Annotated in this window: 22 protein-coding genes; 8 read left to right on the top strand and 14 right to left on the bottom strand. The window is 69.1% G+C overall.

Annotated elements, in window-relative coordinates; all coding sequences use genetic code 11:
- Nucleotides 1-126: 126 nt before the first annotated feature.
- The 4 genes from C7H73_RS09865 to C7H73_RS09850 form a co-directional block, all read right to left on the bottom strand.
- Complete coding sequence (locus tag C7H73_RS09865; protein WP_106846483.1) at nt 127-540, bottom strand: TfoX/Sxy family protein; 414 nt, start codon at nt 538-540, stop codon at nt 127-129.
- Nucleotides 541-1,113 carry an MOSC domain-containing protein gene (locus tag C7H73_RS09860; protein WP_106846482.1) on the bottom strand — a complete coding sequence of 191 codons (573 nt, stop codon included), beginning with the start codon at nt 1,111-1,113 and terminating at the stop codon, nt 541-543.
- An 85-nt stretch (nt 1,114-1,198) separates the two neighbouring features.
- Nucleotides 1,199-2,365, bottom strand: coding sequence for an acyl-CoA dehydrogenase family protein (locus tag C7H73_RS09855; protein ID WP_106846481.1), 1,167 nt, complete (start codon nt 2,363-2,365; stop codon nt 1,199-1,201).
- 222 nt (nt 2,366-2,587) lie between these two features.
- Nucleotides 2,588-4,111, bottom strand: a complete 1,524-nt coding sequence (locus C7H73_RS09850; RefSeq protein WP_106846480.1) for a CoA-acylating methylmalonate-semialdehyde dehydrogenase — start codon at nt 4,109-4,111, stop codon at nt 2,588-2,590.
- 123 nt (nt 4,112-4,234) lie between these two features.
- Between C7H73_RS09850 and C7H73_RS09845 the strand changes: the two genes are divergently transcribed.
- The 4 genes from C7H73_RS09845 (at nt 4,235) to C7H73_RS09830 (ending at nt 7,036) form a co-directional block, all read left to right on the top strand.
- Nucleotides 4,235-5,152: a LysR family transcriptional regulator gene (locus tag C7H73_RS09845; protein ID WP_106846479.1), complete on the top strand. Its 918-nt coding sequence runs from the start codon at nt 4,235-4,237 to the stop codon at nt 5,150-5,152.
- A gap of 57 nt (nt 5,153-5,209) precedes the next feature.
- Entirely contained in the window at nt 5,210-5,653 is a 444-nt protein-coding gene (locus C7H73_RS09840) for a DUF1810 domain-containing protein (protein WP_106847621.1), read from the top strand.
- A 100-nt stretch (nt 5,654-5,753) separates the two neighbouring features.
- A complete protein-coding gene (locus C7H73_RS09835) occupies nt 5,754-6,806 on the top strand; it encodes an ABC transporter substrate-binding protein (protein WP_106846478.1) in 1,053 nt (350 codons plus the stop codon).
- A 77-nt stretch (nt 6,807-6,883) separates the two neighbouring features.
- Nucleotides 6,884-7,036, top strand: a complete 153-nt coding sequence (locus C7H73_RS09830) for a DUF3096 domain-containing protein (RefSeq protein WP_106846477.1) — start codon at nt 6,884-6,886, stop codon at nt 7,034-7,036.
- Between the two features lie 55 nt (nt 7,037-7,091).
- Here C7H73_RS09830 and C7H73_RS09825 read toward each other — a convergent pair whose 3' ends face one another.
- Entirely contained in the window at nt 7,092-8,633 is a 1,542-nt protein-coding gene (locus tag C7H73_RS09825) for a transglycosylase SLT domain-containing protein (protein WP_106846476.1), read from the bottom strand.
- On the bottom strand, nt 8,630-9,406 hold the full coding sequence (gene gloB, locus C7H73_RS09820; RefSeq protein WP_106846475.1) for a hydroxyacylglutathione hydrolase: 777 nt from the start codon (nt 9,404-9,406) through the stop codon (nt 8,630-8,632). Before gloB ends, C7H73_RS09825 begins: the two co-directional genes overlap by 4 nt.
- On the opposite strand from gloB, the gene C7H73_RS09815 reads away from it, so the two are divergent.
- Entirely contained in the window at nt 9,405-10,187 is a 783-nt protein-coding gene (locus tag C7H73_RS09815) for a class I SAM-dependent methyltransferase (RefSeq protein WP_106847620.1), read from the top strand. The genes gloB and C7H73_RS09815 overlap by 2 nt on opposite strands.
- A 23-nt stretch (nt 10,188-10,210) precedes the next feature.
- Nucleotides 10,211-10,657, top strand: a complete 447-nt coding sequence (gene rnhA, locus C7H73_RS09810; protein ID WP_106846474.1) for a ribonuclease HI — start codon at nt 10,211-10,213, stop codon at nt 10,655-10,657.
- Here rnhA and C7H73_RS09805 read toward each other — a convergent pair.
- The 3 genes from C7H73_RS09805 to moaA all read right to left on the bottom strand — a co-directional run bounded on the left by C7H73_RS09805 (nt 10,654) and on the right by moaA (nt 12,834).
- Nucleotides 10,654-10,983: a thioredoxin family protein gene (locus tag C7H73_RS09805; protein ID WP_106846473.1), complete on the bottom strand. Its 330-nt coding sequence runs from the start codon at nt 10,981-10,983 to the stop codon at nt 10,654-10,656. The two genes, rnhA and C7H73_RS09805, sit on opposite strands and share 4 nt — an antisense overlap.
- A 64-nt stretch (nt 10,984-11,047) precedes the next feature.
- Nucleotides 11,048-11,692, bottom strand: coding sequence for a molybdenum cofactor guanylyltransferase MobA (gene mobA, locus C7H73_RS09800; protein WP_106846472.1), 645 nt, complete (start codon nt 11,690-11,692; stop codon nt 11,048-11,050).
- A complete protein-coding gene (gene moaA, locus C7H73_RS09795; RefSeq protein WP_106846471.1) occupies nt 11,692-12,834 on the bottom strand; it encodes a GTP 3',8-cyclase MoaA in 1,143 nt (380 codons plus the stop codon). Before moaA ends, mobA begins: the two co-directional genes overlap by 1 nt.
- A 148-nt stretch (nt 12,835-12,982) precedes the next feature.
- Between moaA and C7H73_RS09790 the strand changes: the two genes are divergently transcribed.
- Nucleotides 12,983-13,825, top strand: a complete 843-nt coding sequence (locus C7H73_RS09790) for a type IV pili methyl-accepting chemotaxis transducer N-terminal domain-containing protein (protein ID WP_106846470.1) — start codon at nt 12,983-12,985, stop codon at nt 13,823-13,825.
- 101 nt (nt 13,826-13,926) lie between these two features.
- On the opposite strand, the gene C7H73_RS09785 is transcribed toward C7H73_RS09790, so the two are convergent.
- Together C7H73_RS09785 and C7H73_RS09780 are read right to left on the bottom strand one after the other, a co-directional pair.
- Entirely contained in the window at nt 13,927-14,484 is a 558-nt protein-coding gene (locus tag C7H73_RS09785) for a DUF2889 domain-containing protein (RefSeq protein ID WP_106847619.1), read from the bottom strand.
- 61 nt (nt 14,485-14,545) lie between these two features.
- Nucleotides 14,546-15,979, bottom strand: coding sequence for an aldehyde dehydrogenase family protein (locus C7H73_RS09780; protein WP_106847618.1), 1,434 nt, complete (start codon nt 15,977-15,979; stop codon nt 14,546-14,548).
- A 182-nt stretch (nt 15,980-16,161) separates the two neighbouring features.
- Between C7H73_RS09780 and ppa the strand changes: the two genes are divergently transcribed.
- Nucleotides 16,162-16,698, top strand: a complete 537-nt coding sequence (ppa, locus tag C7H73_RS09775) for an inorganic diphosphatase (protein WP_106846469.1) — start codon at nt 16,162-16,164, stop codon at nt 16,696-16,698.
- A gap of 127 nt (nt 16,699-16,825) precedes the next feature.
- Here ppa and C7H73_RS09770 read toward each other — a convergent pair whose 3' ends face one another.
- From C7H73_RS09770 to serB, 3 genes are all read right to left on the bottom strand, one after another.
- On the bottom strand, nt 16,826-17,326 hold the full coding sequence (locus tag C7H73_RS09770) for a chemotaxis protein CheW (protein WP_106847617.1): 501 nt from the start codon (nt 17,324-17,326) through the stop codon (nt 16,826-16,828).
- Nucleotides 17,327-17,497: 171 nt separating this feature from the next.
- Complete coding sequence (locus C7H73_RS09765; protein ID WP_106846468.1) at nt 17,498-18,283, bottom strand: MetQ/NlpA family ABC transporter substrate-binding protein; 786 nt, start codon at nt 18,281-18,283, stop codon at nt 17,498-17,500.
- 229 nt (nt 18,284-18,512) lie between these two features.
- Nucleotides 18,513-19,229, bottom strand: a complete 717-nt coding sequence (gene serB, locus C7H73_RS09760; RefSeq protein WP_106846467.1) for a phosphoserine phosphatase SerB — start codon at nt 19,227-19,229, stop codon at nt 18,513-18,515.
- Nucleotides 19,230-19,255 lie beyond the last annotated feature (26 nt).

The raw sequence follows: 19,255 nt of genomic DNA, 5'->3' as shown, positions 1-19,255 counted from the left end.
CCTAGGTGGTGGGTGAGAAAAGGGGTGGAAAATCGCGATGACGTCACTATGAAATAGTGAGCTGCCAGCGCTTGCTGGATAAGCGCTGGAGGCCAAAAAGACCATAAGTTGGGGAGGGCGTGCCGATCACAGTGGCTCCGCGGAGGGCGTAGCGGGCTTGGGCAGCGGTGAACGCCGGCGCGGCGGGCTTGCGCGGGCCAGCGGGTTGAAGGCAAGGGTGGCGTCCAGCCAATGCCGCCACTGCGCCTGCGTGGCATAGCCGACGGGGTCGATCCAGAAATAGCCCGGCATGCCGCCGCGCGCGTCCAGCTCGCGCACGCCCGGTTGCTCGGCGGTGGCGGCGTGGTGCGCGGGCGGCAGGCGCACCAGCAGCGCCTCGCCCTTCACGCCCAGGCACAGCTTGCCGTTCACCATGAAGGCGTGGCAGCCGAACAGCGGGCGCTCGTCCACCATGTCCTGCGCGCCCAGGCGCTCGGCCAGCGCGGCGCGCACGGCGTCGATGAGTTGCAGCGTGCCGTCGGGCAAAGGGTGGGCCGGCATCTACACACACCCCATGGGCCGGTGCGGCGCGCGGGGCAGGCGCACGCGCACTGCGTCCCCGCTCGCGATGGCGCCGCCGGCCTGCACTACGCCCATCACGCCGGCCTTGCGCCGCACGCGCCCGGTGGCGTCCCTGTCCAGCATGGCGGCCATCAGCCCGTTTTGGTCCCGGTCGAGCTGGATGCACGGGTTGCGCAGGCCGGTCAGCTCCACCACCGCGCCTTGCGCGAAGTGCAGTTGCGTGCCGACGGGCAGGGCGATCAGCGCGTCCCAGGTCAGGCCGGGAGCGCTCGCGAGCGTGACGTTCTCGCCCAGCTCGCCGGGCCCCACGTCGAAGCCGAGGTCAGCCAGGTGGTCGAACAGCGATGCGCTGATCAGGTGCACCTGGCGCAGGTTGGGCTGGAACGGGTCGGCCTTGGCGCGCGAGCGGTGCCGCACCGTGAGGCCATGGTGGGCGTCGCCCACCACGCCCAGGCCGGCTTCGAGCTCGATGGCGTCTTCCTGCAGCTTGAAAAAGCGGTGCTCGGCGTCCCGGTGCACGGCCAGGACGGTGGTGTGCAGCGCAGCAGCCATGCGTGTCGTGTGCCGTTTGGGAAAGCGTCAGCGCGGCGCGGCCGGGCCTACGCGGTGCGGGCGCCAGCCCGCGGGGCCGGGGCGTTCATCGGATCACCTCGGGCGCGTCGCCGTCCAGCATGCGCCGGCCGATGATGACGCGCATGATCTCGTTCGTGCCCTCCAGGATCTGGTGCACGCGCGCGTCGCGCAACAGGCGCTCCAGCGGGTATTCGCGGATGTAGCCGTAGCCGCCGTGCAGCTGCAGCGCGTCGTTGACGACGTTGAAGCCCGCGTCGGTGGCGAAGCGCTTGGCCATGGCGCAGTAGGTGCTGGCGTCGCGTGCGCCGGCGTCCAGTTTGCTGGCGGCCAGGCGCACCATCTGGCGCGCAGCGACCAGCTCGGTCGCCATGTCGGCCAGCTTGAATTGCAGTGCCTGAAAGCTCGCGATGGGTTTGCCGAACTGTTTGCGCTCGCCCATGTAGCGCTGCGCGTGCGTCAGTGCGCCCTGCGCGGCGCCGACGGAGCAGGTGGCGATGTTGATGCGCCCGCCGTCCAAGCCCTTCATGGCGATCTTGAAGCCTTCGCCCTCGCGGCCCAGCAGGTGGCTGGCGGGGATGCGCACGTTGTCAAAGCTGATGGTGCGCGTGGGCTGGCTGTTCCAGCCCATTTTTTCTTCTTTCTTGCCGTACTGGATGCCCGGCAGATGGGCCGGCACGGCAAAGGCGCTGATGCCACTGGCGCCCGACTGCGCGTCACCCGTGCGGGCCATGAGCACCAGCACGTCGGTGCTGCCCGCGCCGCTGATGAAGGCCTTGGCGCCGTTGATGACGTATTCGTGGCCGACCCGTTCTGCGCGGGTCTTGAGCGACGCGGCGTCCGAGCCGGCGCCGGGCTCGGTCAGGCAGTAGCTGGCCAGCTTCTGGCCGCTGGTCAGCTGCTCACCCCATTCGGCGCGCACCTCGTCCGTAGCCCAGGTGCCCAGCATCCAGGTGGCCATGTTGTGGATGGTGATGAAGGCCGTGGTGCTCGGGTCCACGGCGGCCATTTCTTCGAACACCAGCGTGGCGTCCAGCCGGGGCAGGGCCAGGCCGCCGGCGTTCTCGGGCGCGTACAGGCCGCAAAAGCCCAGTTCGCCCGCCTTTTGAATAGCCTCGCGCGGAAAGATGCCCTCGGCGTCCCAGTGCGCAGCATGCGGCGCCAGCTGGCCTTCAGCAAACTGCCGCGCGGTATCGGCAAAGGCGCGCTGGTCTTCGGTCAGGTCAAAGTTCATGCGCGGATGTCTCCTCGGATGCTCATGTTTTTATAGCTGCCAGCGCTTATCCAGTATGCGCTGGAGGCCGATTTCGTGCTTAACGGCAAAACCTGGGCGCGCGCCCAGGCCAGCAGACGCCGTGCAAGGGCCGCCCCGCGGCACTGGCGTCGCCCCCCTTCCAAGTCGCGCAGCGACGCCAGGGAAGGGGGAAGGCGCGACAGCGCCTCAGGGGGTTGGTCTCTATTTGAGGCTGATCGTGGTGTTCACGCCATGGTGCAGCGTGCTGTCGTCGAACCAGCGCGCGGTCACCGTCTTGGTCTGGGTGTAGAACAAGACCACCTGCTTGCCGTAGGGGCCCAGGTCGCCCAGCTTGGACGCGCGGCTGCCCGTGAAGGAGAACAGCGGGACCGGCACCGGCACCGGCAGGTTGATGCCGACCTGGCCGACGTCGATCTCTTCCTGGAACATGCGCGCCGCGGCGCCGCTCTGCGTGAAGATGGCCGTGCCGTTGCCATTGGGGTTGGCGTTGATGAACTCGATGGCCTGCTCCAGGTCGTCGGCTTCGACGATGGCCAGCACCGGGCCGAAGACTTCCTGGTCATAGATGGTCATGCCGGGCTTGACGCCCGAGAAGATCGTCGGGCCGACGAAGTTGCCCTTCTCGAAACCGTCCACCTGGGGCTTGCGGCCGTCCAGCTCCAGCTTGGCGCCTTCTTGCACGCCGCGCTCGATCAGGCTTTCGACCCGCTCGCGCGCCTGGCACGAGATCAAGGGGCCCACGTCCGCTCCGGCGGTGGTGCCGGCGGACACTTTCAGGCCCTTGGTCTTCTCGACGATCTCGGGGACCCACTTGCGCGCCTCGCCCACCAGCACCAGCACCGAAATGGCCATGCAGCGCTGGCCGGCGGCGCCAAACGCCGCGCCCAGCACGGCGTTGAGCGACTGCTCCTTGCTGGCGTCCGGCATCATGATCGCGTGGTTCTTCGCGCCCATCATGCATTGCACGCGCTTGCCGGCGAGGCTGGCGCGGTTGTACACATGGGTGCCGACCTTGGTGGAGCCGACGAAGCTGATCGCCTTGATGTCCGGGTGGTCGCAGATGGCGTTCACCACGTCTTCGCCGCCGTGGATGACGTTCAGCACGCCGGGCGGCACGCCGGCTTCCAGCGCCAGTTCGCACAGGCGCATGGTGACCATCGGGTCCTGCTCGGAGGGCTTCAGCACGAAGGTGTTGCCGGTGGCAATCGCCATCGGGAACATCCACAGCGGAATCATGGCGGGGAAGTTGAACGGCGTGATGCCGGCGCACACGCCCAGCGGCTGCATGACGGTGTAGGTATCGACACCGTTGGCCACGTTGTTGGCCAGCTCGCCCAGCTGCAGGTTGCCGATGCCGGCGGCGTGCTCCACCACCTCCAGGCCGCGGAATACGTCGCCCTCGGCGTCAGGCAGCGTCTTGCCCTGCTCTGCCGTCAGCAGGGCGGCCAGGTCCTTCATGTTCTCGCGGATCAGCTGCTGCAGCTTCAAGAAGATGCGCGAGCGGGTGCCGATGGGCGTCTTGCGCCAGGTCTTGAAGGCTTCCTTGGCGTTCGCAACGGCCTCGTTCACTTCTTCAGGCGTGGCAAAGGGCACGCGGGCCAGCACTTCCTGCGTGGCCGGGTTGACCACGTTGCGCCACTGGGTGGTCTTGGACTCGACCAGCTTGCCGTTGATCAGCAGCTTGACGGTGGGGGCTTGTACGGACTGGGTGGTGGATGCATCCATGGCGCTTGTCTCCTCGGATAGGGTGGAATGAAACGGTGCCTATGGTAGGCGTGCAAAATTACAGGGGCAATAGATAATCGTGCACCTTGGCTTTGCAAATTTGCACAACCGGCTGGAGGCGCCATGGATTGGGACAACCTGCGCTATTTTCTGGAGCTGGCCCGCACCGGCACGCTGGCTGCGGCCGCGCGCCGTGCGGGCGTCGAGCACACGACCGTGGCCCGGCGCATCCAGGCGCTGGAAAAGCAGATGGGCGCGCCCCTGTTCGCACGCGATGCGGCGGGCCACCGGCTGACCGAAGCCGGCCGCGCGCTACTGCCCGCGGTGGAGGCGATGGAAGCCGCCGTGCTGGGCGTGGAGCGCGCATCGCCCGCCAACGCCGGCGCCAGCGGCCCGGCCGGGCTGGTGCGCGTGGGCGTGACGGAAGGCTTCGGCACGCTGATCCTGGCACCGCACCTGGCGCGCCTGACGCGCCAGCACCCGCACCTGTCCATCGACCTGCTGGCCGTGCCGCGCATGCTGCACCTGTCGCGGCGCGAGGCGGACATCGTCATCTCGCTGGAGCGGCCCAAACGCGGCTCCGTGCTGGTCACCAAACTGGCCGACTACACGCTGCACCTGTATGGCCAGCGCGAATACCTGGCGCGCCGCCCGCTGGTGGCGCGGCGCGAAGACCTGCGCCACCACGACTTCGTCAGCTACGTGGACGACCTGCTGTTCAGCAAGGAGCTGCAGTTCATCGACCAGCTGTGGCCACCCGAGCGCTTTGCCCTGCGCAGCACCAGCGTCACTGCGCAGTACGAAGCGGTGCGCGCCGGCGCGGGCCTGGCCGTGCTGCCGGCCTTTTTGGCCGACCGCGACCCGACCCTGGCGCGCGTGCTGCCGGCCGAGGCGCGCTTCGTGCGCACCTTCTGGATGAGCATGCCGGCCGAGTCCAAGCACCTGGCGCGCACGCAGGCCGTGTGGGCGCACCTGAAGGACGTGGGCCAGCGCGAGGCTGCGAGGCTGGTGCCGGGCGAGCGGCCGGCGGCGACGCGTTGACTCTCATTTTGATAGCTGCCAGCGCTTGACTGGCAAGGGATGGAGGCCATTTTGACCATGAACTTTACTAATGCGCACAATGACGCGTCGCTCGCGCGCTTCGTGCAGGCGCAGGCGCGCGACTACGTCCAGGCGCTGGCCGAGCTGCGCGCCGGCCACAAGCGCACGCACTGGATCTGGTACGTGCTGCCGCAGCTGCGCGGCCTGGGGCGCAGCAGCACGGCGCAGTTCTACGGCCTGGCGGGCCGCGCCGAGGCGGCGGCCTACGCCGCGCACCCGCTGCTCGGCCCGCGGCTGGTGCAGTGCGTGCAGGCCCTGCTGGCCCACCCCGAGCGCACGGCGCAGCAAATGCTGGGCGAGGTGGACGCGATGAAGCTGCGTTCGTGCCTCACGCTGTTTGCCGCAGTGGCGCCGCAGCACGGCGAGTTCGCGCAGGCGCTGCAGGTGTTTTTTGGCGGCCGGCCCGACACTGCCACGCTGCAGCTGCTGGCCGATACGTAGTTTGCGCAAGGGTTGTCCCGAAGAGGCCGCGCAGCAGGGCTGGGGCACCATTGCTGCACTGCAGCATCCCGTGCTGCGGCCTGTTCAAAAACCCCCTTGCATGTCTGCCCTCGATCTTTCCCGTCGCCAATGGCTGCGCCATTGGTCCCGCCTGGGCGCGCTGGCCGCGCTGCCCGCCACCGTGTCTGCCGTTCCTTTGGAGCCCCAGGTCCCGCTGCGCATCGCCGTCGGCGCGCAGGGCACGCTGTACCACCTGCCGCTGCTGGTGGCGCAGGCGCTGGGCTACTTTCAGGCGGAAGGGCTGGCCGTGCAGATCGTGGACCACTCCGCAGGTGCGCAGGCGGTGCGCACCCTCATGGTGGGTGGCGCAGACGTGTGCTGCGGCGGCTACGAGCACGTGGTGCGCGGGCAGCTGCAGGGCAATGACTGGCGCAGCCTGGTGCTGCTGGCACGCTCGCCGCAGCTGGCCCTGATGGCGCAGGCACGCCTGGGCTCGGGCAGCCAGCTGGCCCGCGTGCGCGACCTGCGCGTGGGTGTCACGGCGCCGGGCTCGTCCACGCACTACCTGGCCAGCCTGTGGCTGCAGGGCGCCGGTGTGGCGACCGAGAAGGTGCAGTTCGTGGCCGTGGGCAGCGGCGCCGGGGCGGTGGAGGCGCTGCGCCTGTCGCGCGTGCATGCCCTGTGCCATGCCGACCCGGTGCTCACCTTGCTGGAGCAGCGTGCCAGAGTGCGCGTGCTGGCGGACACGCGCTCGCTCACCAGCTCGGCCCAGCTGTACGGCGGCACCATGCCCGGTGGCTGCCTGTTTGCGCCGCAGGGCTTTGCCCAGCGCCGCCCCGGTCAGGCCCAGGCGCTGGCCAACTCCATGGTGCGCGCGCTGCGCTGGCTGCAGACGGCCAGCCCGGCCGACCTGGCCCGCCTGGTGCCCAAGGCCTGGCTGCTGGGCGACCGCAGCGCCTACCTGACAGCCTTCGAGAAAGTGCGCGACACGCTCTCGCCGGACGGGCTCATGCCGGCCGACGGGCCGGCCACGGCGCTGCGGGCCGTGGAGCGCATGCAGCCGCAGGCCACGGCGCCAACGCGCGTGTTGCTGGAGAAGACCTTCAGCGACAGCTGGGCGCGGCGCGCCCGCGAAAAGCTCGAACAGGTGTAGCGGCGGTGGTGCGCGGCGCGGCTACAGTGGCCACCTGCGCCGCGTGTGGCGTCCACCCCCATGAAGGAGCCTCTTCCATGACCCTCAACCTGAGCATCGGCCCTTTGGTGTCGCTCATCGCCGGCATCCTGATCCTGATCATGCCGCGCCTGCTGAACGTCATCGTGGCGATGTACCTGATCGTGATCGGTGTGCTGGGCCTGCTGGGAATGCACACCCTGCGCCTGTGACGGCGCAGGGGGGTGGCCGCGTCCGCGGCGCAGCCTGAGGGCTGGACCAGGCGCGTTAGCGGTGGCGCGGCTGCACGCGCGTCTTGCCGGCCGGGCGGGCGGCGGCCGTTGCCGTTTTCACGGCCGGGCCCTTGGCGGCCTTGGAGGCCACCTTGGCGGCCGGCGCCACCGGCTGCCGCGGACTGGTGCGCGCCAGCGAGGTGGACGCCAGGCGCACGGGCAGGTACATGACCACGGATTCGCCGCCCTTGAAGCGGCTGCCGGTCTTCACATCGTTCCAGTCGGCCACGTCGGCGGCGCTCACCTTGTAGCGCTGGGCGATGGCCGCCACCGTCTCGCCGCGCTTGCCCGCGCGCACGGTGGTGCGGCGCGTGACGATCTCGGGCGTGAAGGCGATCTGGCCGTTGTCCGCCAGGTGGCTGGACACATCCTGGCGCGTGGTGGCAGCCCGCGGCACCATGAGGGCCGAGCCGGCCTTGATCAGCATGCGCGGCGGAATGCCGTTGACCTGGCGCAGGTCGGCCTCGCTCATGCCGGCGTGCTGCGCGGCGGCGGTCACGCTCATGTTGGTGGGCACGGACCAGACCGTCCAGCTGGCGTACTGGCCTTCGCTGTGCGCCTGCAGGTTGCGCCGGAAGACCTGCGCGTTGTCCCAGGGCAGCAGGATCTGCGGCATGCCGGCGGCCAGGATCACGGGCTTGTGCAGCGAGGGGTTGAGGGCGCGGAAGTCCTCCTCGCGGATGCCGGCCAGGCTGGCCACCAGCGCCACGTCGATGTCGCGGGTGATCTCCACGCTCTGGAAGTAGGGGTGGTTGTCGATCAGCGGCAGCTCGGCGCCGAAACGGTCCGGGTCGGCCACGATGTTCTTCACCGCCTGCAGCTTGGGCACATACATGCGCGTCTCGGCCGGCATGTTCAGCTCGGGGTAGGTGGTGCCCAGGCCCAGCTTTTCGTTCTTGGCGATGGCGCGCGCCACGCTGCCTTCGCCCCAGTTGTAGGCGGCCAGGGCCAGGTGCCAGTCGCCAAACATGCCGTAGAGCTTTTGCAGGTAGTCCAGCGCCGCGCGGGTGGAGGCCAGCACGTCGCGCCGGTCGTCGCGGAAGGCGTTTTGCTTCAGATCGAAATAGGTGCCGGTGGCTGGCATGAACTGCCACATGCCGGCGGCCTTGGCACTGGAGACGGCCTGCGGGTTGAAGGCGCTCTCGATGTAGGGCAGCAGCGCCAGCTCGGTCGGCATGCCGCGGCGCTCCAGCTCCTCGACGATGTGAAACAGGTACTTGCGCGAGCGCTCGGTCATGCGCTGCATGTAGTCGGGGCGGCTGGCGTACCACTGCTCGCGCTCCGATACCTGCTCGCCCTGCAGGTCGGGCATGGCAAAGCCGCGGCGGATGCGGTCCCACAGGTCGGCCGGGGCGTCGATGCCCGCGACGGCCAGGGAACCGGTCGCGCCCGTCATGATCGGGCGCAGCGGGCCCGACGGATAGAGCGGGGTGTGGGCCGACTCGGTGGGGGCGGTGGTTTCGCCGGGGGTGCCGGTGGTGGCGCAGCCCGCCAGCCACAACAGGCTGGCAAGCATCAACAGGTGCAGGAATCTCATCGGAACTCGTTCTTCCATTGGCGCAGCGCCGCGAAGACGGACACGGGCGACGCGGGGTCCACGCCGGGGTCGAAACCCCGGGCAGCCTCGGCCACGGCCGGCACGTGGGTGCGCAGGAAAGGATTGATCTGCCGCTCCAGCGCCAGCTGCGAGGGCAGGGTGGGCTGGCCCCGCTCGCGCAGGCTGCGGCAGTGCAGGATGTGCTGGAGCACGGCGGCGCTGGAAGGTTCCACCGCCTGGGCAAATTGCAGGTTGGACAGGGTGTACTCGTGCGCGCAGCAAACGCGGGTGTCGTCTGGCAAGCCGCCCAGGCGCTCCAGCGAGGCCAGCATTTGCGCCGGCGTGCCCTCGAACAGGCGGCCGCAGCCGCCAGAAAACAGCGTGTCGCCACACAATAGCAGCGGCCCGCCGGGCGCGTCTTCGCAGTAGTAGGCAATGTGGCCGGCCGTGTGGCCCGGCACGTCGATCACGGCAAAGCGCAGGCCCAGTACGGCGAGGGTGTCGCCGCCGCGCACGCGAGTGGCCGGCAAAGGGATGCTTTCTGTGGCCGGGCCATAAACGGCGGCCCCCGTAGCCTGGCGCAGCTCGGCCACGCCGCCGGTGTGATCGCCGTGGTGGTGGGTGACTAAAATCGCCTCCAGCGGCAGACCGGTGCTGCGCAGGGCCTGCAGCACCGGCGCGGCATCTCCGGGATCCACCACGACGGCGCTCCGGGCGCTTTGCAGCATCCAGATGTAGTTGTCGGCAAAGGCGGGCAGCGGCAGCAACTTCATGAGCGACGAAATTATAGGTTTGCATCACTGGTTCGATACCCCTGCCGGCCAGCACCTGCTGGCCTGGGAGCAGGCGCGCTATGACGAACTGGTGGCCGATCTCTTCGGATTCCACGCCCTGCAGCTGGGCCTGCCTGGCGTGGACGGACTGCGCGCCAACCGCATGCCGCATCGCTGGCTGGCGCTGGGCGGGCAGGAAGGCAGCCCGGCCGGCACACCGGCCGCACTGCTGGCCGAGCCGGTGATGCTGCCCTTTGCCGAGGCCAGCCTGGACCTGGTGCTCATGCCCCATACCCTGGAGCTCAGCGTGGACCCGCACGCCGCCCTGCGCGAGGTGCAGCGCGTGCTGGTGCCCGAGGGTCGCGTGGTCATCGGCGGGCTGAACCCCTGGAGCCTGTGGGGCTTCAACCAAAAGCGCGCGCGTCTGTACCAGCGCCTGGGCGCGGGCGGGCGCCTGTTCCTGCCGGACGTGGGCGAGTTCATCGCCCCGGGCCGGCTGCGCGACTGGCTGGAGCTGCTGGACTTTGAGCTGGAGAGCGTGAGCTTTGGCTGCTTTCGCCCCGCCGTGGCCAGCGAACGGTGGCTGCAGCGCTACGAATGGATGGATGGCCTGGGCGCGCGCTGGTGGCCCGTGCTGGGCGCTGGCTACGTCACTGTGGCCGTCAAGCGCGTGCGCGGCGTGCGGCTGCTGGAGCCCGGCTGGCGCACGGCTGGCGCGCCGCTGGCCGCGCAGGCGCAGGTGGCCCAGCAGCAGGGCATCCATGTTTCTTCCTGTGATTGATTGATTGATTGACGGAGTGTTTCTTGACCGAGGTGGTGATCTATACCGATGGCGCCTGCAAAGGCAACCCTGGCCCCGGCGGCTGGGGCGTGGTGCTGCGCGCGGGCGCGCTGGAAAAGGAGCTGTTTGGCGGCGAGCTGGACACTACCAACAACCGCATGGAGCTGATGGCCGTCATCCAGGCGCTGATGGCGCTCAAGCGGCCCTGCCGGGTGCAGCTGTACCTGGACAGCCAGTACGTGCGCCAGGGCATCACGTCCTGGATCCATGGCTGGAAGAAAAAGGGCTGGCGCACTGCCGCCGGGCAGCCGGTGAAGAACGCCGAGCTGTGGCGCCAGCTGGATGGCCTGGCCCACGACGCCGGCCATGCCATCGACTGGCACTGGGTGCGCGGCCACGCGGGCGACCCCGGCAACGAGCGCGCCGACGCGCTGGCCAACCGGGGCGTGGATCAGGTGCTGGCGGCTTAAGCCGCGGTGAGCTGGGCCAGGGCGTCGTCCAGCGCTTGCGCCGTTTCGGGGCGCACGACGCGGGCGACTTCCTGGCCGTCCTTCAAAAAGACCAGCGTGGGCCACAGCTTCACGCGGTAGCTGCGACCCAGCGGGCGGCCCGGGCCGTCCTCCACCTTGATGTGCTCGACCTGGGGCTGGCCGTTCAGCAGCTGCTCGACCAGGGGCTGGGCGCGCTGGCAGTGGCCGCACCAGGGCGTGCCGAACTCCAGCACGGCCAGGCCCTTGCGCTGGTCCACGTCTTCGCGGCTCGGTGGTGTCTGCAGGTGGGTGGGCGTGTAGGGCATGGTGATCCTTGTGGGTTTTGAAGGGGTCTGGGCCGACCTTATCGGCCACGCGGCGCGCGCCCCGTCAGCCAGGCGCCAGACTTTCCAGCGCCTGCAGCTGCTCCAGCGTGTTGGCGTTGGCAAACGCCTGGGGCGCATCGCCCGGCCGGTCGAAGGCCGCGATGGCGCAGCCGTGGCGGGCGCTCCACTGCTGCACGCGCCGCCCGCCGGATTGCACAAAGGCCTGCAGATCGGCCCGCAGCGACACGTGCATCAGGCAGAACACGGCGTGGGTGCGCAGCTGCGGCGGGCCGCCGCCGTCCGGGGCTTCGGGTGCGGCGGCCATGGCGATGGGCGCGCGGGCCTCATGCGCGGCGGCGGCCAGGCGCGCAGCCAGGTCGGCAGGAAACAGCGGTGTATCGCACGGCAAGGCGAGCAGCCACGGCGTGGGGCAGTGCGCCAGCCCGGTGGCAAAGCCGGCCAGGGGGCCGGCAAACGCGCCCTGGGCGTCGTCGGGCCATACCGGCAGGCCCCAGTTGCCGTAAATGTCCAGGTGCCGGTTGGCATTCAGCATCACGCCCGCTACCTGTGGCTGCACGCGGCGCGCAGCGTGTAGCGCCAGGGGCTGGCCGCGAAAGGGCTGCAGGCCCTTGTCGGCACCGCCCATGCGCGTGCCGCGGCCGCCGGCCAAGACCAGGGCGGTGATGTCGTGGGCAACGGCCGGCTGCATCAGCCGCCGATATAGCTCATCTCGATGCGGCGCGCGGCCCCGCCGGTGTCGGCGGGCAGGCTGGCGCGCAGCTCGGAATAGCGGTCGCTGCGCTGGCCCCAGATGCCGGCGAGGGCGGCCTCGACCTGCGCGTCGCCGGCGCCGCCGCGCAGCAGGCTGCGCAGGTCCCAGCCCTGGGTGGCGAACAGGCACAGGTACAGCCGCCCTTCCATGGACAGGCGGGCGCGGTTGCAGTCGCCGCAAAATGCCTGGGTGACGCTGCTGATGACGCCCACCTCGCCCAGGGCGGGGTCATGGCGGCCATCGGGGCCGGCATAGCCCCAGCGCCGGGCCGTCTCGCCAGGCGAGGTGGCGGCCAGCGGCACCAGCGGCAGCTCGGCCTGCAGGCGCTCGATCACTTGCGCCGAGGGCAGCACCTCGTCCATGCGCCAGCCGTTGGTGGCGCCCACGTCCATGTATTCAATGAAGCGCAGGGTGATGCCCGTGCCGCGGAAGTGCCGCGCCATGGGAAGGATCTCGTGGTCGTTGGTGCCACGCTTGACCACCATGTTGACCTTGATGTGCGCGAGGCCCGCCGCGCGGGCCGCCTCGATGCCGGCCAGCACTTCCCCCACGGGGAAGTCCATGTCGTTCATGCGGCGAAACACCTCGTCCTGCAGGCTGTCCAGGCTGACGGTGACGCGCGACAGGCCGGCGTCCTTCAGTGCCCGGGCCTTGCGCGCCAGCAGCGAGCCGTTGGTGGTCAGCGTCAGGTCGGGAGCGCGGCCCTCCACCGTGCGCAAAGCCGACAGCTGCGCCACCAGCCGCTCCAGGTCCTTGCGCAGCAGCGGCTCGCCGCCCGTCAGGCGGATCTTGCGCACGCCGTGGGCCAGGAACAGCCGCGCCAGGCGCGTGATCTCCTCGAAGCTCAGCAGATCGCCGTGCGGCAGGTAGCGGTAGTGCTTGTCGAACACTTCCTTGGGCATGCAGTAGCTGCAGCGGAAGTTGCACCGGTCGGTGACGCTGATGCGCAGGTCGCGCAGCGGCCGGCCACGCGTGTCCAGCAGCGTGCCGCTGGCCGCAGGCAGGCCGGCCAGGGCCAGCGAGTCGGGTGCGAGCACTGCCGCGCGCTGGTCCACGATGGGGATGACACGTTCAGCCATGGGCAAATTGTGCCGCATCGCTCCCGCCAGGGCGGCCCGTGCGGCTTTGCCGATTGATCCGCGTCAAGCAAGGGCGGCGCCGCGGTGCTGCACCTGCATTTGAGGCAGGTCAAGAAGGGGTGCCGCCCCGCGCCCGGACAATCGGCCGATGTCCTTGTCCCGCTCCCTCTTCCCGTTTTCCCGGCCCTGCGCCCTGACCGCTGACCGCCGCACGGTGCTGCGTGCTGCCGCCGGCCTGCTGCTGGCGCAGACCCTGCCGCTGTCGGCGCAGGCGCGCGTGGCCATTGCCACGGCCATCAACCGCACGGCGCGCTACCGGGCGCTGTCGCAGCGGGCGGCCAAGGCCTATGGGCTGCTGTACCTGCAGGTCTCGCCCCTGCGCTCGCGCGACGTGCTGGAGGCGGCGCGCAAGCAGATCCGCGCCGGTCTGGTGGATCTGGACGAACAGGGCTGGCCGCCCGAGGTTGCGCGCCTGCTGGGCGAGGTGCGCAAGGCCGCCGGCCAGCTCGACGCGCTGCTGGCGCAGGCGCCAGCCAGAGATACCTACCTGGCCGCCTGCCGCCAGTCGGACGTGCTGCTGGCCGCGGCGGACAAGGCCACGCAATCGCTGGAGCAGCTGGCCCAGGCGCCTTCGGCCAAGCTGGTCAACGTGGCCGGGCGCCAGCGCATGCTGTCGCAGCGCCTGGCCCGCGACTACGGCCTGATGGCGGCCGGCCTGGCGGGCAGCGGCGCGCGGGCGCAGATGGCGCAGGACGCCAGCGAATTCCAGAGCGCGCTGGGCCAGCTGGGCGCCGCGCCGATCAGCACGCCGGCCATCCGCTCGGCGCTGGAGCTGGGCCAGGCGCAGTGGCTGTTCTTCGAGGCTGCCCTCAAGCGCCAGCCCGACGCACGGGGGCAGGAAGAGGTGGCCACCACCAGCGAGCGCCTGCTGGAAGTCATGGACAACCTCACCGGCCTGTACGAAGCCGCGCTCAGGGACGTGCTGGGCTGAGCGGACTGGAACCCGTCCGCCGATCGGACTGGGCAGGCGGGGCGGGTCTTTCCTATTTGGCCAAAACACCCTTCAGCGCTTGCCCAGCAAGCGCTGGTAGCTCACTTTTCGATAGCGTTTGAGGTGAGGGTATGAAACTGCGGGTAATGCATCCGCACTCCCTCGCCCGCGAAATCCCAGCCCGTGCACTGGCCCAGGTGGCGCGGCGGCCCGTCGCCAGCGCCCTGAAACGCCTCGTGCACCGACTGGAAGGCCGCGGTAGCCAGGTTGAACAGCAGCTCGCGCAGGTGCGTGCAGCCGGCCACGCCGCCCAGGTGCGTCTGGATGGCCTGGCGCCAGCCGCGCGCCATGCTGCAGCCCACCATGGTCTGCAGGGCCTGCTGCGCGGCCTTGCAGCCGGACAGCGGGTGGGCTTCCATGCTCGACTCGATGGCCTGCACCACCAGCTGTCGGTCCACCGTCACGCGCAGACGCATGTGGTGGATGGGGTCGCCCGGCGGGCGCATTCCGCCAGGGACGAACAGGCTGGGCAGCGCGTGCGTCTTGCTGTCGTGCAGCTCGCCTTCGATGTCCCACAGGCCGTCCTCGCGCTCGAAACCCTGGTAGGTGACGCGGCGGACGTGGCGGGCGGTGCGGGGAGCGGGGGCGGACAGGGGCATGGAAGGGCGCCAGGGCAGCCGGTGCGCGGGCACCGGCACAAAAGAGACGGACGGGCGGCGCTCAGCCGTGGCGGATGGCCACGGTCTTCAGCGTGGTGAAGCCGTACAGCGCCTCGAAGCCCTTCTCGCGCCCATGGCCGCTGGATTTCACGCCGCCAAAGGGCAGCTCCACTCCGCCGGCCGCGCCGTAGTTGTTGATGAACACCTGGCCTGCGGCCACGCGCCGGGCCATGCGCAGCTGGCGCGCGCCGTCGCGTGTCCACACGCCGGCCACCAGGCCGTAGGGCGTGCCGTTGGCCAGCTGGACGGCATGGTCTTCGCCTTCGAAAGGCATGGCGACCAGCACCGGGCCGAAGACTTCTTCCTGCGCCAGCCGATGGCCGGGCGGCACGTCGCGCAGCAGGGCGGGGGCCTGGTAGAAGCCCGTGTCGGGCGCCTCGTCCACCACGGTGCCCTGGGCTACCAGCGGGATGCCGGCGACCTGCGCGTCGGACAGGAAATCCCACACGCGCTGCTGCTGGCTCTGGCGGATGAGTGGCCCCAGGTCCAAGTCCATGGCGGCCGGGCCCACGCGCAGGGCCTCGAAGGCGCGGCCCAGCCGCTGCAGCAGCGGCTCGTAGATCAGCGCGTCGATGAGCACGCGCGAGCCGGCCGAGCACGTTTGGCCCGCGTTCTGGATGATGGCGTTGACGATGGACGGCACGGCAGCGTCCAGGTCGGCGTCGGCAAAGACGATCTGCGGGCTTTTGCCGCCGAGCTCCAGCGTCACCGGGCAGTGGCGCTCGGCGGCGGCCTGCTGGATCAGCGTGCCCACGTGCGGGCTGCCGGTGAAGCTGATGTGCTGGATGCCCGGGTGGCGCGCCAGGGCGTCGCCCACCTCGTGGCCGTAGCCGGTGACGATGTTCAGCGCGCCCGCGGGAAAGCCGGCCTCGGCGGCCAGCTGGGCCACGCGCAGCAGCGACAGGCAGGCGTCCTCGGCCGGTTTGACCACGCAGACATTGCCGGCGGCCAGGGCCGCGCCCACGCAGCGTCCGAAGATCTGCATCGGGTAGTTCCACGGCACGATGTGGCCCGTGACGCCGTGGGGCTCGCGCCAGGTCAGCACGCTGTAGCCGTCGGCATAGGGGATGGTCTCGCCGTGCAGCTTGTCGCAGGCGCCGGCGTAGAACTCGAAATAGCGCGCCAGGGCCAGGGCATCGGCGCGCGCCTGCCGCGTGGGCTTGCCGCAGTCGCGCTGCTCCAGGGCGGCCAGTTCGTCCGCGTGCTCGGCCACCAGAGCGGACAGGCGTGCCAGCAGGCGGCCGCGCTCGACCGGGGCCATGCGGCTATAGACGCTGTCGAAACACTGGCGCGCGGCGTGCACGGCGGCGTCGATGTCCTCGGCCGTGCCGCGCTGGATCTCCTCGAAGGGCTGGCCGTCGGACGGGTCGATCACGGCAATGGTGCGGCCCGAGGTGGAGGCGATGCCCGCGTTGGCGATGTAGTGCAGCTGCATGGCGGCCATTGTGCGGCAGCCGCCCGCGACGTGCAGTCGCCTGTGCGCGGCCCCAAAAGGCCCCGCAGCCGCAGGCGCAAGTTCGGCGCAAGGGCATGGGCCTAAAATTCGCCCCTGCGCCGCCGCAGCCATCAGCGCTGCAGGCCGCCTGCTTTCCTTTTTCCAATCCCCCCACAACCATCATGTCGCTGAATCTAGTCAAGCCTGGCTCCAAGCTGCCCGAAACTTTCAACGTGGTGATCGAGATCCCCGCCGAAGCCGACCCCATCAAGTACGAGGTGGACAAGGAGTCGGGTGCGGTGTTCGTGGACCGTTTCATCAGCGTGGCCATGCACTACCCCTGCAACTACGGCTATGTGCCGCAGACCCTGTCGGGCGACGGCGACCCGGTGGACGTGCTGGTGCTGACCCCCTACCCGCTGCAGCCGGGCGTGGTCGTGCCCTGTCGCGCCCTGGGCATCCTGAAGATGGAAGACGAGGCCGGCGTGGACGGCAAGGTGCTGGCCGTGCCCACGGCCAAGGTGCTCAAGGCCTGGGAAGGCATCAAGGGGATCGACGACGTGAACCCCATGCAGCTCAAGGCCATCACCCACTTCTTCGAACACTACAAGGACCTGGAAGAGGGCAAGTGGGTCAAGGTGCTGGGCTGGGAAGGCCTGGAGGCCGCGCACCAGGAGATTACCGACGGCGTGGCCAACTACGGCAAGACCGCGGGCTGATCTTTTTTGCTATCGAATAAATAGCTGCCAGCGCTTGCCCCATAAGCGCTGGAGGCCGAAAAGATGTAAAAAAACCGGGCTGCCTTCAAGGGCAGCCCGGCTTTTTTTCGGTGCGGTGCAGGCCCGCTCAGGCGCTGGTGGCCGCCGACTTGACCAGGCCCATCTCCGAGCCGCTCAGCAGCGACTCGATGTCCACCACGATCAGCATGCGCTCGCCCACGGTGGCGATGCCGCGCACGAAGGACGCATCCACCTGGCCCTGGAACTGCGGCGCGGGCTTGATGGCCTCGGCCGGCAGGGCCACCACGTCGGCCACCGCGTCCACCACGGCGCCCAGCACCGTGCCGCCCACGTTCAGGATGATGACCACGGTGAAGTCGGTGTAGTCGGCCGTCTCGCAGCGCAGCTTCAGGCGCAGATCGACGATGGGCACGATCACGCCGCGCAGGTCGATCACACCCTTGATGAACTCCGGCGCGTGCGCCATGCGGGTGGGCTGCTCGTAGGAGCGGATTTCCTGCACGCGCAGGATGTCGATGCCGTACTCCTCCTGGCCCAGGCGAAAGGTGAGGTATTCCGCAGCGTTGGCGGTGGCAGATGGGGAACGCTGGGCGGTGGGGGACAGCATGTTGAAAGACTCCTTCAAGGGCCCGGAGGCGATGAATTCGGCAAGCATAGCAGCCATGCGTTACCAATGCTGACAATTTCTCCCGGGCCGGGAAGGGCTAGGCACAAAAAAACGCTGCCCGAAGGCAGCGCTTTTTCATTCAGCAGGTGCGAGAAAACGCGGTGTGCGCGGTCAGAACGCAGGGACGACGGCACCCTTGTATTTGTCCTGGATGAACTTCTTCACCTCGGGCGTGTGCAGCGCATTCACCAGCTTGGCAATCGTCGGGTCGCCCGCACGGTCGGCGCGCGCGGCCACGATGTTGGTGTAGGGCGAGTCGGCGCCTTCGATGAACAGCGCATCCTGGGTGGGGTTGAGCTTGGCCTCGATGGCGTAGTTGGTGTTGATCAGGGCCAGGTCCACGTCGGCCAGCGCGCGGGGCAGCAGGGGCGCCTCCAGCTCCTTGAACTTGAACTTTCTGGGGTTCTTGGCGATGTCCAGCGGCGTGGGCGTCAGGCTGGCCGGGTCCTTCAGCTCGATCAGGCCCTGCTTGGCCAGCAGGATCAGGGCGCGGCCGCCGTTGGAGGGATCGTTTGGGATGGCGATGGTGGCGCCGTCCTTCAGGTCCTTCACGTTCTTGATCTTGCTGGAGTAGGCGCCGAAGGGCTCCACGTGCACCTTGCCGTTGGGCACGAGCACCAGGCTGCTCTTGCGGTCCTTGTTGTAGCTGTCCAGGTAGGGCTGGTGCTGGAAGAAGTTGGCATCCAGCTGCTTGTCCTCGACGGCGGCGTTGGGCTGCACGTAGTCGCTGAATTCCTTGACCTGCAGATCCACGCCCTGGGCCTTGAGTTGGGGCTTCACGAAGTTCAGGATTTCGGCGTGGGGCACAGCCGTGGCGGCCACTTTCAGCACGTCGGCCGCGTGGGCACCGAGGGCGGCAGCAGCCAGGGCAATGGCGGTGAGGGACTTCTTCAGCATGGAAAACTTCCTTTTTTCGAGATGGACTAACAGAGAGCGCTCTTGATGGCAAGAGGGCGAATGCCAGAGCTGCAGTGTAAGCGGCGTCCATAGGCGTCTCGAAGCTTTTATTTTCATAAACATATATGAAATAGAAGCCTTATGCAGACGAAATTTGGCAAGAACCGGCCCCAGCGCTTGCCAGGCAAGCGTCAGCAGCTATGCATATAGGAGCGTCTGGATGCGCCGTTCAGCGCAGCACTTCCAGCAGGCGGTCGAGCCCGCCGCTGTTGATGGCCACCCTGGCCTGGGCCCGCACCGCCGGCTTGGCGTGAAAGGCCACCGACAGGCCGGCCACGCCCATCATGGGCAGGTCGTTCGCCCCGTCGCCTACGGCGATGGCCTTGCGCGGATCAATGCCCATGAGCGAGGCCACTTCCAGCAGCGTGCGGCGCTTCTCCGCGCCGTCGCAGATGTCGCCCCAGGGTTGTTGGACCATGCGGCCGGTGAGCTGGCCGCCTTCGATCTCCAGCACGTTGGCGCGCGCCAAGTCGATGCCCAGCTGCGCCTTGACGCGGTCGGAAAAGAACGTGAAGCCGCCCGAGACCAGCAGCGTCGTCAGGCCCGCCGCGCGGGCGGCGGCGACCAGCTCCTGGGCGCCGGGGGTGAAGCGCAGGCGCTCGGTGAACACCCGCTCCAGGTGCTCCACCGCCACCCCCTTGAGCAGCGCCACGCGCTGGCGCAGGCTTTCCTTGTAGTCGGTGATGACGCCCTGCATCGCCGCCTCGGTGATGGCCGCCACCTCGGCCTTCTTGCCCACCGCGTCGGCGATCTCGTCCACGCACTCGATGCTGATGAGGGTGGAGTCCATGTCGAAGACCATGAGCCGGTAGTCGGCCAGCTGCAGGGGTGGCTGGACGCCTTGCACGACCAGGCCGGGGGCGAATTCAAAGGCGGAAGCGGACATGGAAAAAGAATGAAGCAGGAGTAGGA

Source organism: Pulveribacter suum (assembly GCF_003013695.1).
GTDB classification, from domain to species: Bacteria; Pseudomonadota; Gammaproteobacteria; order Burkholderiales; family Burkholderiaceae_C; genus Melaminivora; species Melaminivora suum.
This window is presented reverse-complemented; position numbering and strand designations above follow the sequence as displayed.